The following is a 14,845-nucleotide window of genomic DNA, read 5'->3' on the forward strand; positions in this document are numbered from 1 at the left end:
ATGAAAAAATATATGGCAATTGCAGCAGCGGCTGCGGCACTTACTTTAGCTGGTTGCTCAAAAGTAAATTTAGAGAACTACGAAAAAATTGAAATTGGTATGGATAAAACTGAGGTTGAAGCTATTTTAGGTTCAGCTGATAAGTGTGAAGAAAAGACACTACACACTAACTGTATCTGGGGTAACAAAGATAAAAACATCGAAATTACCTTAGTATCAGACAAAGTATCGCTTTACAGCAAAACAGGTTTAGACGCTAAATAAACCGAAATGGGTGGCCAAGGCCACCCTTTCATCTTTCATCTTTCATCTTTCAGAATGTCTGTTTGTGAGTAAATACGCTCAATATTGACAATTTTGCTGCGATTTAACGTAATCTTGTAGCGCTGATACAAAGTTTCATCTTCGCTTTGTGTAAACACTAATACTACATTTAACTGATAACGCCTCTCTACGGCTTTCTTAGAGATTTTATTGCTATCTAAATGATAGAGCTTACCTTCACCCCGCTTTAAATAGCGAGCAAACGGTGCCAAGCTAAATTGCATGGTTTGTTGCAAGGTGTCGTAGCCAGGTAAAAACTCTTTCGCGTAAACTTGTGTGTCGCTCGAAAAATGCAACCATTGAGCGGCTTGTTTATTTTGATGGCGGCGCTTCGAAAAAATCTTCCTGACCACTTTAGGCAGGCGTTTAAAACTGGTGTATTCAAGCCAAATGTATTGGCTGGCAATTTTGTCTTTGGTTATGCTGTTTTTAAATTGAAAGCGCCATTTAGGTCGCCCTCGTACGATAGCTCGCCAGATCACCCGTGTTATGTCTTCTTTAAATATTTCACGAAGACCATAAATAACACCCAAGATCAAAATCAACGTCGCTGTTACTTCAGTAAAGTTTGAGCGAGCATTTAACACAACTAACATCACAAAGGCCATGATCACAGCGGTCACCGTGCCCTTTACCATACGTTTTAAATAACTGTTTAAGTGACGCGTGCTACGTGTAAGCACCACTCCATGCTCAATCAAACGTTGTAATAGGCGCATTTTGTTGGTGATACGGTTGGCATCTTCAAGTGTAGATTGCGAGTTATATTCTTGCTCTTCACGGTAACTGTTTTCATTTTTGCAAAACTCTAATAGCTCACTGCGCTCTTTTGCAAAATCACTGCTACGCGGTCCTTCATCCAGTAGTTTTAAAAATGACTGCTCTACATGCCAGCTTAAGTAGTTATCAGCGTTTTTATAAAATGGCAGTAGCTTTTCGTCATCTGGGGTGTAGCGTCTTAGTTTTTTCAACAAGCCTTTGGTTTGCTCGCACAACTCAATGGCTGCAGGGTAAAACTCTTCAGCTTCTTGGTGCTTTAGGGTGTCTTTAATATCGGCATTAAGCGCGAGTCGAACTTGATAACAATATAGGTTTAAGTTTTGCCGATAATCTTGTTGTTCACCTTTGTTTTTACTAACAAAGCGGCTTCTAACTAAAGGTAAGTGAATGTTGTTAGCGTTATACGCAAGGTGCGATTTAAAGTTATTATTAAAGAATGATTCTTCGCTCAGTGTTTGTGGGTTAACACTCATTTCATTCGGAATGGAGAAATACAGGTCGAGTCGTTGCTCTGTGCGTGGTTTAAGCTCAGGCTCAATAATAAAAGATAAGTTTTCGTCTTGTTTAAGCAATATCACCTCGTTTGTTAAAAATACCTTTATAGTTTACGCGTTGATAAGCTTTCAGACAATAAAAAAGGCCCAGTAAAAACTGGGCCTTAGTAATCATTTCGAACTAGATTAGAACTTAACGTTCATACCAGCGAAGAAACGGCGACCTAGTACATCGTATGTGTACGGGTCAGTGTTTGAATCGTTGTTACCTGTGTAATAAGGCGGTTGCTTATCAAACAAGTTATTAACACCTGCAGAGAATGATACAGTGTCGTTAATCATGTAAGAACCACTGATATCATGATAAACAACTGTTGGTGTTGTTGGTGCATAACAAGAGCTTTCATCACCAATACACGCAAAGCTATCCATACCTGCAATATAGCGTGCTTGATACTGAGCATCCCAGTTGTCACCCGCTACATTAATAGTAAGGTTTGACTTAAAGTCAGCATATCCACCAGAACCAGATGTGATAACGCCAGCATAATCAACAGGTTCGCCAGTAACTTGAACAACATATTCGTCTAAGTATGTTGTATCTAGGCCAGCTTTCCAATTAAGGCCAGCTGCTTCAAATGAGTAAGAAAGGTTTAAATCGATACCTGATGTTTTCTCAGAACCAATATTTTGTAGTTGGTTATTGAAAATAATACGACCAGTTGAGTCGATTGAAACATTTGCAGAATTACATAATGCAGAACCATTATTTACATCTGTCTTCAAACACTGGTCAACAATGTACTGATTATCAACTGTAGCAATTGCATTTTCGATTTCGATATCGTAGTAGTCTAGCGTCATGCTAAAACCTTCGAACCACTCAGGCTCATATACGATACCAGCAGTTAATGTATCCGCTTCTTCTGGCGTTAATGCTGAGTTACCACCAACAGTAACTTCTGCTTGATCTTGTGCACCTGGGAATTCAACTTGCTCGAATGAAGGTGAATTACCTGAGTAAAGCTCTGATACAGTTGGCGCACGGAATGCTGTTGATACAACACTACGTAGCATTAATTCATCGTTAACTTTCCAAGTTAAACCTAGTTTCCAAGTCTCATCTGAGCCGAATGTGCTGTAATCAAACGCACGAATAGCTGCACTTAATTCCACATTTTGTGCAAGTGGCGCATCAGCTAAAAGTGGTAATGCAAATTCAACGTATGCTTCGTTTACATCGAAACCACCTGATGTAGGTTCAACCATTGGGTCATTTGCTAGACCTTGGGCTGTTAATGAGTCTGGCGTATACCAAGCTTTTTCTTGACGACGCTCAACACCAGCTGCGAATGCAGCGTAACCTGCTGGTAATTCAAATAATTCACCAGATACAGAAGCAGCTAATATGAATAATTGGCTACCGCCATTGTTAACTTCTGTGTAAACGTTTCTACGGAAATCTTCAGAAGTCCAAGCGCTTTGATCTAACGGGTTGAATGTACCCATTACTTGACCTTCATCATTTGTATACATGATGCTATCAGTTAATGAACCAATATTGTGAAGGTTGCTTAATTTATCAACTGAGTCGTTACGACCGAAGTTTGCAGATACATCCCATGAGTAGTCACCGATAAAACCATCTGCACCGATAACCGCACGAACGGTATCAACAGATTGCTCAAAATAACGAGCACCAGTGTCTGACATACGACGACCGTAGAAAATTTCATCGCCATACGCGTAATTAGCTGTTTCAGTGATGTAGTTACCATCTGCATCACGGTCAGCAATACCATCGCCATTACGATCAACTTTACTGTTATATGTTTGACCTAATAGTGAATCACCCATTGATTCATCATAAGTAAAACCAAACCAAATTGGTTGAGCAGCCATTTGTTGCTCAGACCAACGCTTAGTATAAGTGAACTCAGTGAATAAACGTGTATCGTCACTTAATTCATAAGTTGCAAGACCAGTTAAGTTTAAGCGCTCCATTGGCGTGTAAAGGTAACTGTCTGGTGCAAAGTTATAACGATCTGCATCAGTAAATGGGTGTAAGCCACCTTTACCGCTTAAGCCGTTATCTTGATAAGCGATACCTGATGTAATTGGGTTACCATCTTCATCAACAGACTCACCCGCTTTATTTACATCACCAATTGTACCGTCTTGCCAAATGTGACCGCCTTCAGCATAAACAGAACCACCGTTACAGTTCAAACCATTTGCGCCTTCAGCGATTGGACAGTCTGAAAAGTCACGGTCTGATTGTTTAGCTTTGCCACGATCGGTATATTGCATACCGATAACAATGTTACCTTTATCAAAAGACGAACCAACAGTGAAGTCGAATGAATTCTCTGTTGCATCACCTTCACCAGTAATTGCAGAGTTAACATTCATGTCAAGACCTTCAAAATCGTCTTTTAAGATAATGTTAACAACACCAGCTACCGCGTCAGTACCGTATACAGCAGATGCGCCATCTTTTAGTACTTCAACAGATTTGATCATAGAAACTGGGATAGTGTTTAAGTCAACAGTTGAAGCAGCACCTGTACCAGATGCAATCATACGACGACCATTAACTAGAACAAGAGTACGGTTAGCACCTAGACCACGTAAGTCAATACGAGCATTACCGCCTGAACCATTGTTAATACCAGGGTTAGTCATCGCGCCGCCAGTTGCGGTCATTTTTTGTAATACGCTATCGATGCTTGTTGCACCCATTGCTTTGATGTCATCTGCACCAATTAATGTTACAGGGCTTGCGTTTTCCATATCTGAACGCTTAATACGAGAACCTGTAACTTGAATTTTTTCAATAGACTCTACTGCATCATCAGCAGCTAAAACTTGCATGCTTGAGAACATTGGGATTGCTGAAACAACAGCTAAACCAAGAATTGATTTTTTCATGTGAAAACCCTACTTGTTGGAAATTTACCTTTAGTTAGGTAGCGCTCGTTATTATTAGAATCACGAGTCAGCGGAGGGCAACTTAGGCTCAGTTAACTGAACGAAAACTGAATGGCAGGTTAAAGAAAAAACAACCCCAAAATAGCGTATCCATTTTAGGTAATAAGGTTTCACGATGTATCAATGTTAACAGAAAAAAACACTTTCATATCAGCAAGGTAAGATTGTTAAGTAGCAAAAAAAACACGATTGAAATCAATTGCACGCACTTTGTAATCAAGTGTAACTAAAGCCCAATTAGTGCTACAAATGAAATTTTTACAAGTTGATCACACAACGTTATAAAAACCGTAAAAGCTTGGTAAGACTGCTAACCATAGTTATTCACTTAAATTAACTAAATAGACAAAGTCAGCCCGTTAAACAGTGTATTAGAGGAAGAATTTTTGTTTTTGTTCCGTCAATTTGTAATACCGTATAAAGATACGACTAATAAAGAACATTAAAGTAGAAAAAGATGACGTATGGATGACGACAATCACAGCTTTTAAATAATCAAAAACTGTGATCAATAATAATAATGGAAAATGTTATCGAGTTTGCAGTGAATCGAAATAATAAAGCAAAGTTTGTGGTTGATTGTCACCAGTAGTATAAGTGAGCATCATTTTCCAGGTCATTACAGGCTCAGAGCATGCGCCAACCATAGTATCAGCAACCCAAACTTGCCCTTTCTGCTTAAACTGTAGAGGAATAAACCCCATATACATAGTGACACCTTCAAGTTTAGCAGAGAGGTTTTTAGCATCTTTCGGCAGCTTTAGGTTGATTGCAAAAGGCAACTCAGGGCTGACATCTGGGTTGCTCAGCCAAACTTCTGCATTATTAGGGTAATAACAATGACTATTGTTCTCACAACTTGTACTTGTGCTGCCCTCTTCTATACTTTGGCTATCACATGCAGCTAAAAATACACTGAAAAGGAAAACGGGTAAAAAACTAGTTCGCACTCTATTTGCCTGTATAAAATAAAAGCGGATACTAGTGAGCTACCCGCGAAAAGACAACCATGCTAGATGGAATAAGCTAATAAAAATACAATCTCTGACAAAAAATAACCAACAAAGCGCTAAAATTTGATTGATGTCATAATTTTATGCAATTGACCTATCTTTTTAAGGTCAAAAATTTTATCATTTCCATCGCAAAAATAAGGGTTTCTCGAGTTTGTTTTCTGAAGCTAGCACCGCTAAGTTGGCTTTAGGTAACACGCTTGTGAAGTAATAGTAGGCCCCACTTTGAATAAAAGTGGGTAATTCATTTCTAAAACGCATTTATTGCAGCGGAAGCCAGAAAATGAGCCAAACAGTAGCATCACAAACTGAGTACAATTATAAAGTTGTACGCCAATTCGCTATTATGACAGTGATTTGGGGCATCGTTGGCATGAGTGTTGGGGTTCTGATTGCTGCCCAATTAGCTTGGCCAGCACTTAACTTTGATACACCATGGTTAACTTACTCTCGACTACGTCCGTTACACACGAACGCAGTAATTTTCGCATTTGGTACAAGTGCACTTTTTGCGACGTCTTATTACGTCGTACAACGTACATGTCAAACGCGCCTTTTCTCAGATAAACTAGCAGCCTTCACCTTCTGGGGTTGGCAACTTGTTATCGTACTAGCAGCGATTACCTTACCTTTAGGTATCACAAGCTCAAAAGAATACGCAGAACTTGAATGGCCAATCGATATTCTTATCGCCGTTGTTTGGGTAACTTACGCAGTTGTATTCTTTGGTACGTTAATCAAGCGTAAAGTATCGCACATCTATGTTGCGAACTGGTTCTACGCTGGTTTCATCATTACTGTTGCCGTTTTACACATTGTAAACAGCATGGCAATTCCTGTTTCACTAACTAAATCATACTCTATCTACGCAGGTGCTGTAGATGCAATGGTTCAGTGGTGGTACGGTCACAACGCTGTTGGTTTCTTATTAACTGCTGGTTTCTTAGGTATGATGTACTACTTCGTACCAAAACAAGCAGGTCGCCCTGTTTATTCTTACCGTTTATCGGTAGTTCACTTCTGGGCTCTTGTTTCTTTATACATCTGGGCAGGTCCTCACCACCTACACTACACTGCGCTTCCAGACTGGACGCAAAGCTTAGGTATGGTTATGTCAGTTATCCTATTCGTTCCATCTTGGGGTGGTATGATCAACGGTATCATGACGTTATCAGGTGCATGGCATAAACTACGTACTGACCCAGTACTTCGTTTCTTAGTTGTTTCTCTATCTTTCTACGGTATGTCTACGTTCGAAGGCCCAATGATGGCTATTAAGTCAGTTAACGCGCTTTCTCACTACACAGACTGGACTGTAGGTCACGTACACTCAGGTGCACTAGGTTGGGTTGCAATGATTTCTATCGGTGCTATCTATCACCTAATCCCTGCACTATTCTCACAAGGCCGTATGTACAGTGTTAAACTAGTTAACACGCACTTCTGGTTACACACTGTTGGTGTTGTTCTATACATCGTAGCAATGTGGATCTCAGGTGTAATGCAAGGTCTAATGTGGCGTGCAGTAAACTCAGACGGTACGTTAATGTACAGCTTTGTACAGTCATTAGAAGCTTCGTATCCGTTCTATATCATGCGTTTCCTAGGCGGTGTATTCATCGTAACAGGTATGCTAATTATGGCTTACAACGTTTATCGTACTATTGCAGCGAAGAAAGATTCGCTTCAATTAGACGCTGACGCACAATTGGCATAATGGAGTAGCACGATGAGCAATAATAATTCACAAAACAAACACGAAATAGTCGAAAAGAACGTTGGCCTAATGGCTATCTTGACTGTCTTTGCAATCAGCTTTGGTGCGTTAGTTGAGATTACTCCACTAATGTTCCAAGACGATACGACTAAACCTGTTGATGGCTTACGCCCTCTTACAGCGTTAGAAATGGAAGGTCGTGATATCTACGTGCGTGAAGGTTGTTACAACTGTCACTCACAAATGATTCGTCCTTTCCGTGACGAGGTTGAGCGTTACGGTCACTACTCTGTAGCTGGTGAATCAGTATGGGATCACCCATTCCAATGGGGTTCTAAGCGTACTGGTCCTGACCTAGCTCGTGTTGGTGAGCGTTACTCAGACGATTGGCACCATGCTCACTTAATGGACCCACGTGCTGTGGTTCCTGAGTCAAACATGCCAGCGTTTCCTTGGTTAGACGAAAACAGAGTCGATACGACCCATACACTTAAAAAGCTTCAAGTATTCCGTGATAGCTTCGGAATCGACAAAGCAAGCGACCGTTACGACGGTAAAGGTTACGGAAGTGACGAAGAGCTAAAAGCTGACATTGCGAAAATCGAAGCCATGAACAATGGTGAAGGCGCAACTGAAATGCAAGCTCTAATCGCTTACTTACAACAGCTTGGCACACACTTGAAGTAATTATTATGGATTACGGAACATACAGAGGCATTTTGACTCTGGTAATTTTAGTACTGTTTATTGTGATTGTTGTATGGGCATACAGCAAGCGTAGCAAAAGCCGATTTGATAACGCTGCTAATGCCATATTTGAAGATGAAAAAAAACACAACAACACAATCTCTAACGAGGAAAAGGAGTCTGAGAAATGACTAGCTTTTGGAGTATATGGGTTATCGTATTAACCCTAGCGTGTCTTGCTATCATCTTCGGCCTACTTCTGTGGAACTTAAAAAACTACACAGGTGTTAAAGAAGGCGAAAGCTGTGGTCACGAGTTTGACGGCATTGAAGAACTAAACAACCCACTACCAAAATGGTGGACTTATATGTTCTTCGCGACATTCATTTGGTCTGTATACTACCTAGCTGCTTACCCAGGTTTAGGTAACTGGGAAGGTTTAGGTAAATGGACAAGTTCTAACCAAGGTATTACTTCTTTAGCTGAGTCTAAAGAAGCGACTGAACAAGCATTAGCTAACGGTGAGAACGTTCAATTAGACCAAGAATTTATCGCTGCTGATGAGCGTTTTGGCCCAATCTTTGAGTCATTCGCAAAACAAGATATTGAAACACTAGTTAAAGATGAAAAAGCGCTTGAGATTGGTCAACGTTTATTCTCACAAAACTGTGCACAATGTCATGGTTCAGATGCACGTGGTGGTCAAGGCTTCCCTAACCTAACGGATAACGATTGGTTATACGGCGGTACACCAGACAAGATCAAAGAAACACTTCTTTACGGTCGTGTTGCTGCGATGCCACCTTGGGGTGATGCACTTGGCGAGCAAGGCATTAAAGAAATGACTGCTCACGTACTTAGCCTTTCAGGCCGTACTGTTAACCAAAAAGACGCTGCTGCAGGTGCTGCTAAGTTTGCAATGTGTGCTGCGTGTCACGGTGCTGACGGTAAAGGTTCAGTTGCACACAACTTACCATTTGGTGCACCTAACCTAACAGATAACATCTGGTTATACGGTGGTTCTAAACGTGCTGTTGAAGAAACACTAATCAATGGCCGCGCAGGTGTAATGCCAGCATGGAAAGACATTTTAGGTGAAGATAAAGTTCACTTATTAACAGCGTACGTTTACAGCTTATCGCAAGATAAATAACCTCGCGGTTAATAAAATGTATAAACAATTAATCTTTTAATTCAATAGATTAATTAAGATCAAAAAAGCCTCCATCTGGAGGCTTTTTTTTAGTCTTTTGCTTTTAAATCCGATAAAATGCGTACAACGTTTTTAAAGGTATAAGTACTATGAAACCCACTCCTTGGTATAAAAACTTTTGGCCATGGTTTTTAATCTCTTTTCCTCTTGCAGCCATCATCGGCTGTGCTGGTCTTATTTATATGGCGATTGGCAACGGCCCAGATATGGTTGTAGATGATTACTATAAAAAAGGCAAAGCAATTAACCTTGAACTCAGCAAATTTAATAAAGCAAAAGCACTTTATTTACATGGCGATTTAAATGTTGCAGGCGACAAAGTAACTTTCACTTTCACCAAGGGTGATGCAAGCAATGTTCATTCTTTAAAAATGTCTTTTTATCATCGCACTATTAAAGCCAATGACTTTGATGTAAGCCTAATGAAAAACGCCCATGGCGATTTTACCGCCCTACTCGACACCCATGTTGACGGTGCATACACAGTGTTTATTGAACCAATCGATAACAGTTGGAAACTTAAAGAAGATGTGATTTTGCCAACTGATAAAACGATTTCGATTAGCCCTGAATATAAGTAGTAAACTCTAATGTCCGATAATTGCTTTCATTGTCTTGAAAGTGTGCCAAAAGGCTTTAATGCGACTGTCGAAATAGACGGTAAGGCACAACCTATGTGTTGTATTGGTTGCCAAACGGTTGCTGAGAATATCGTCGCCCAAGGCATGACCGATTACTATAAATTTAGAACTGTACGCTCTGGTAAAGTTGAACAACTTGTTCCAGAGCAACTCGAGTTGATTAAAAGTTACGATAACGAAGATATTCAAGACGAGTTTATTTCAGCCACTAATGATTTATCAGAAGTACTATTAACGGTTGAAGGCATCACCTGTGCTGCCTGTGCTTGGTTAATCGAAAAACAACTACTTAACTTAAAAGCAATCAAACGTGTTGATGTAAATACTTCAACCAACCGTGCCATGATCCAATGGGATAAATCGGTTACACCGCTTAGCCAAATTATCACCTCATTACATGAAATCGGCTATAAAGCCTATCCGTTTCAGGCAGACCTTGAAGCAAGCCAAAAACAACAAGCCGCAAAAGCCTACATTCGCCGTTTAGGGGTTGCCGGTCTGATGACCATGCAAGTAATGATGTTTGCTTTTGCCATGTACTTTGGCATGTTCTCTGGCATGGAAGAGAACTTTGAGCAGTATTTTCGCTGGATAAGCTTAGTACTTGCTTCTCCAGTTATTCTTTACAGTGCCCTGCCATTCTTAACCAATGCCATTAATGGTTTAAAAGCCAAACAGCTGAATATGGACTTACCCGTCTCATTAGCTATTTTTGGTGCTTATGGGGCAAGCTGTTATGCCACATTAATGTCGGTTGGCGAAGTTTATTTTGAATCTATCTGTATGTTTACCTTCTTATTATTATTAGGTAAATATTTAGAATTTAGAGCTCGTTTAAAAGCCAGTGAATTTACCGCTAACTTGCAAAAGTTGCTGCCGCTTACAGCTCGTATTATTGATGAAAATAATCAAGAATCGATAATTGCGGCTAAAAAACTAAAACTGGGTGATATTGTATTAATCAAAGCAGGCGAGACAATTCCTGCTGATGGTATTGTTACAAAAGGTCAAACAACCGTTGATGAAGCCATGATGACCGGCGAACACCAGCCAGTTAACAAGTTTGTTAGCCATCAAGTTTACGCAGGAACGATTAACCATGATGGTGTGATCAGTATTGAGATCAACAAAATCGGTCAAAATACCCTGCTTAATCAAATTATTAAGTTACAACACACAGCGTTAACCAAGCGCCCGCGATTAGTTGAGATAACAGATAAAGTAGCGCAGTGGTTTGTTGCCTGCTTATTAGTATTTGCCTCAATAACAGCAATTGGTTGGTATCAAATAGATCCCGAGCATGCCTTTTGGGTTACTATTTCTGTACTTGTTGCAACCTGCCCTTGTGCGCTTAGCTTAGCAATTCCAACCGCTCTCACGTGCGCTGTAGCCAGCCTGACAAAACGTGGAATTTTAATTAAACAAGCCCATGTGTTAGAAACGCTACCACAATTAACAGATATTGCTTTTGATAAAACAGGTACTTTAACGCAAGGTCGCTTTACCATTGAACGCGTTGAACTAGTTAACACCCAATACAGTGAAGCTGATGCATTACGCTTAGCAGCGCAACTTGAAAGTTTCTCTGAGCACCCTATTGCTAATGCATTCGCTGGTTTCAACGACACAGTGAACCCTATTGAAAATGTGACTATCGAACCGGGTAAAGGCATTACCGCTTTACTAAATGATCAGCACCTTGCGATAGGTAAAAGCGGTTGGTTTGATTCCGAAAAAGCAGATGCGCAAGCAACCTTATATATCGATAAACAAGTCATTGCGCGTTTTTACTTAGCCGACAGCCTACGTAATAACGCAGAAAAATTGATTACTACACTTCATTCGCAACAAATTAAGTGCCATATGTTAACGGGCGATGCCTCTAACAGTGGTGAGCGAATTGCAAAACAGCTCAATTTAGATACCGTGCATGCTGCATGTAGCCCTCGTGACAAACAAACCCATGTCGAAGCACTTTCAAGTAAAGGTGCCATTGTTGCTATGGTGGGTGATGGCGTGAATGACAGCCCAGTATTTGCCAGTGCCCATTTATCTATTGCGATGGAAACCGGCGCTGATATTTCCAAAAATAGTGCCGATGTGGTATTACTCAATAGTGATCTAACAGCCATAGAGCATTTGCTTACTGTCTCGAAAAAGACGCGCCGTATTGTTAAGCAAAACTTGGCATTGTCACTTATTTACAATGGTTCGATTTTACCATTGGCAGCCCTTGGGCTCGTTGCTCCTTGGATGGCTGTAATTGGTATGTCTGCAAGCTCCATTTTGGTTATTACCAACTCATTAAGGTTATTAAAACTATGAGTATCATCTACATGCTTATCCCAATTGCCATTTTATTTGTGCTAATTGCCATTGGGGTATTCTTTTGGGCTGTAAAAAGCGAACAATTTTCTGATTTAAACAAACAGGGCCACAGTATCCTGTTCGAAGACGATAAAGAGCAGCACAACAAAAGTAATGATTGATCCGCTGTTTATTAGTGCATTTATAATGGGCTTGTTAGGTAGTGGTCATTGCCTAGCGATGTGTGGTGGCATTGCCAGTAGTTTACAACTTGCCGCCAACAAAAACCGTGCAGTGAGCTTTTCAGTTGCTTATAACCTAGGCCGCGCACTAAGTTACATGCTTGCCGGTGCTCTTGTAGCTGGAATTAGTAGTCGCTTTGCAGCGCAAAATACTTCTATATCGATAGCGTTGTCGTTTTTGAGTGGTATTTTTATGCTCCTTGTTGGGGTTTACATTATGCGTTTAGCGGCAACTCTACAGTGGCTAGAAAAACTTGGCAAAACCCTAGTATGGCAGCATTTAGCTAAACTTAATCGTTATTTATTACCGGTCGATACTACCCCAAAAGCCCTACTCTATGGCGCTTTGTGGGGCTGGTTGCCCTGTGGCTTAGTTTATTCAGCGCTAACCTGGGCACTGACTAGCCCATCAGCATCACATGGTGCAGGTGTGATGTTGTTTTTCGCGTTAGGCACCTTTCCTGCGATGATAAGCGTAGGACTCGTCAGCCAGAAAATAAACACTATTTTCAACCATGTTTGGACTAGGGTTATTCTAGGCAGCGTAATAATATGGTACGGTATATACTTATTAATTATAGCAACCGATAAGCTAATTCATTAATATTACTGGTTGTTAACTTATTTGAATGGATTTGATGTATGGACTTCTCACAAAACAAGTCAAAAGGCTTATGCACAATTAGCTGTAATAATTGCAGTATCAGCCAGCTATGTTTGCCATTTTCATTAAACGGTCAAGAAATGGATCGTCTCGATGAAATCATCGAACGTAAGAAACCACTGCATAAAGGTGATTATTTATTTGAGTCTGGCGAAAGCTTAAATGCCATTTATGCGGTACGCTCTGGCTCGTTTAAGTCTTATACTTTGTCTGAACAAGGTGATGAACAAATTACTGGTTTTCATCTAGCTGGTGATTTGGTTGGTTTCGATGCTATTAACAAAATGGCTCATCAAAGCTTCTCACAAGCCCTTGAAACATCAATGGTATGTGAAATTCCATTCGATACTCTAGACGAATTAGCGGGTAAACTACCTAAGCTACGCCAACAAATTATGCGTTTAATGAGTAATGAAATTAACTATGACCAAGAAATGTTATTGTTACTCAATAAAAAGTCAGCTGAAGAGCGTCTAGCCAGTTTTATTTATAATCTTGCAGAGCGTTTTGGTGAACGTGGTTTCTCACGTAAAGAATTCCGTTTAACCATGACACGTGGTGAAATCGGTAATTATTTAGGCCTTACTGTTGAAACAATTAGCCGCCTTTTAAGCCGCTTCCAAAAAGCCGGTTTTATTAAGGTTGAAGGTAAATTTATCACCATTTTGGATCAGCAAGCGCTTGCAGCAACAGCAGCGATTAAATGTAAATAGAGTTTGATTTAACGCAACTTTATATTGTTTGCCCCTTTAACTGTTCTAAATTTAGGTTACACTCAAAGTACTACTTTTTGCGGAACAGTTAAGGAGCAGCACATGGACGCAATTAAACGAATTTTAGCAGTTATAGACCCAACCAAAGAGCAGCAACACAGTTTAAGCCGCTCAATTGATCTAGCCAAAAAATCTGGCGCGACCATCACCGCTTTCCTCAGTATCTACGACTTCTCTTATGAAATGACCACAATGCTTTCTGCTGATGAGCGTGAAGCAATGCGCGAAGCCGTCATAAAAGACCGCCAAGAATGGTTAAATGAACAAATTGCACTTTATCCAGAGCTTACCATTGATAGCTGTGTGGTTTGGCATAACCGCCCTTACGAAGCCATTATCAATACCGTGATCAACGATGGTTTTGACCTTGTTGTCAAAGGCACTCATCAACACGATACACTTAAGTCTGTTATTTTCACCCCAACTGACTGGCACCTCATTCGTAAGTGCCCTGCTCCAGTTTTACTTGTTAAAGAGAAAGAGTGGCCGGCAAAAGGCAATATTTTAGCTGCTGTAAACGCAGTGAGTGAAAATGAACAACACCTTGAACTTAACAAGCGTATTATCAATGACGCTCGTTTCATTTGTGACTTGGCCAACGCAACGCTTAACCTTGTGAATGCCTACCCAGCAACTCCAGTTAATATCGCTATTGAAATCCCTGAATTCAATCCAGGTGTTTATAACGAATCAGTTAAAAAACATCACTTTGAATCAACGCTTTCATTAGCTGAAGGCTTTGATATTGATAAAACTCATTGCCACATTGAAGAAGGCTTACCAGAAGATGTTATTCCTGATGTGGCTGCACGCCTCAACAGCGAATTAGTAGTGATAGGTACAGTTGGACGTACTGGCTTAAGTGCAGCGCTTGTCGGTAACACAGCAGAGCATGTTATTGATAGCCTTGACTGCGATGTTTTAGCACTAAAACCAGACGGCTATGTGAGCCCACTTGCTAAATAACCTTTTAAATATGCATTAAAAAAGCCCCAGTTT

At 40.4% G+C, this 14,845-nt stretch carries 14 protein-coding genes; 11 read left to right on the forward strand and 3 right to left on the reverse strand.

The features are described 5' to 3' along the window. Positions 1-264, forward strand: coding sequence for a hypothetical protein (locus ABMY41_RS01515; protein WP_055198739.1), 264 nt, complete (start codon positions 1-3; stop codon positions 262-264). Positions 265-299: 35 nt separating this feature from the next. Here the strand turns inward: ABMY41_RS01515 and ABMY41_RS01520 are convergent, their stop codons facing one another. The 3 genes from ABMY41_RS01520 to ABMY41_RS01530 form a co-directional block, all read right to left on the reverse strand. Next, positions 300-1,676: a hypothetical protein gene (locus tag ABMY41_RS01520; protein ID WP_287242958.1), complete on the reverse strand. Its 1,377-nt coding sequence runs from the start codon at positions 1,674-1,676 to the stop codon at positions 300-302. 108 nt (positions 1,677-1,784) lie between these two features. Further along, positions 1,785-4,529 (reverse strand): TonB-dependent receptor, encoded by a 2,745-nt coding sequence (locus ABMY41_RS01525; protein ID WP_289097987.1) that lies wholly within the window; start codon positions 4,527-4,529, stop codon positions 1,785-1,787. A gap of 590 nt (positions 4,530-5,119) precedes the next feature. Further along, positions 5,120-5,539: a hypothetical protein gene (locus ABMY41_RS01530; RefSeq protein WP_062565226.1), complete on the reverse strand. Its 420-nt coding sequence runs from the start codon at positions 5,537-5,539 to the stop codon at positions 5,120-5,122. A gap of 346 nt (positions 5,540-5,885) precedes the next feature. Here ABMY41_RS01530 and ccoN point away from each other — a divergent pair, with 346 nt between their 5' ends. The 10 genes from ccoN (at position 5,886) to uspE (ending at position 14,812) form a co-directional block, all read left to right on the forward strand. Then, positions 5,886-7,319, forward strand: coding sequence for a cytochrome-c oxidase, cbb3-type subunit I (ccoN, locus tag ABMY41_RS01535; RefSeq protein ID WP_036967883.1), 1,434 nt, complete (start codon positions 5,886-5,888; stop codon positions 7,317-7,319). A 12-nt stretch (positions 7,320-7,331) separates the two neighbouring features. After that, positions 7,332-8,006 (forward strand): cytochrome-c oxidase, cbb3-type subunit II, encoded by a 675-nt coding sequence (ccoO, locus tag ABMY41_RS01540; RefSeq protein WP_054561332.1) that lies wholly within the window; start codon positions 7,332-7,334, stop codon positions 8,004-8,006. A gap of 5 nt (positions 8,007-8,011) precedes the next feature. Then, positions 8,012-8,197: a cbb3-type cytochrome c oxidase subunit 3 gene (locus tag ABMY41_RS01545; RefSeq protein ID WP_054561331.1), complete on the forward strand. Its 186-nt coding sequence runs from the start codon at positions 8,012-8,014 to the stop codon at positions 8,195-8,197. Further along, complete coding sequence (gene ccoP / locus ABMY41_RS01550) at positions 8,194-9,159, forward strand: cytochrome-c oxidase, cbb3-type subunit III (protein WP_054561330.1); 966 nt, start codon at positions 8,194-8,196, stop codon at positions 9,157-9,159. Before ABMY41_RS01545 ends, ccoP begins: the two co-directional genes overlap by 4 nt. A gap of 149 nt (positions 9,160-9,308) precedes the next feature. Then, positions 9,309-9,800 carry a FixH family protein gene (locus ABMY41_RS01555; protein ID WP_054561329.1) on the forward strand — a complete coding sequence of 164 codons (492 nt, stop codon included), beginning with the start codon at positions 9,309-9,311 and terminating at the stop codon, positions 9,798-9,800. A gap of 9 nt (positions 9,801-9,809) precedes the next feature. After that, positions 9,810-12,185, forward strand: coding sequence for a heavy metal translocating P-type ATPase (locus ABMY41_RS01560; RefSeq protein ID WP_349273999.1), 2,376 nt, complete (start codon positions 9,810-9,812; stop codon positions 12,183-12,185). Beyond that, positions 12,182-12,349: a cbb3-type cytochrome oxidase assembly protein CcoS gene (gene ccoS, locus ABMY41_RS01565; protein WP_054553052.1), complete on the forward strand. Its 168-nt coding sequence runs from the start codon at positions 12,182-12,184 to the stop codon at positions 12,347-12,349. The genes ABMY41_RS01560 and ccoS overlap by 4 nt, the downstream gene beginning before the upstream one ends. Continuing rightward, on the forward strand, positions 12,342-13,013 hold the full coding sequence (locus ABMY41_RS01570) for a sulfite exporter TauE/SafE family protein (protein ID WP_054561327.1): 672 nt from the start codon (positions 12,342-12,344) through the stop codon (positions 13,011-13,013). The genes ccoS and ABMY41_RS01570 overlap by 8 nt, the downstream gene beginning before the upstream one ends. A 38-nt stretch (positions 13,014-13,051) precedes the next feature. Next, on the forward strand, positions 13,052-13,786 hold the full coding sequence (locus ABMY41_RS01575) for an FNR family transcription factor (protein ID WP_054553050.1): 735 nt from the start codon (positions 13,052-13,054) through the stop codon (positions 13,784-13,786). A 102-nt stretch (positions 13,787-13,888) separates the two neighbouring features. Next, positions 13,889-14,812, forward strand: coding sequence for a universal stress protein UspE (uspE, locus tag ABMY41_RS01580; protein ID WP_287245809.1), 924 nt, complete (start codon positions 13,889-13,891; stop codon positions 14,810-14,812). Positions 14,813-14,845: the final 33 nt, after the last annotated feature.

The sequence above is a fragment of the Pseudoalteromonas sp. BZA4 genome, assembly GCF_040104395.1.
Taxonomy (GTDB): Bacteria; Pseudomonadota; Gammaproteobacteria; order Enterobacterales; family Alteromonadaceae; genus Pseudoalteromonas.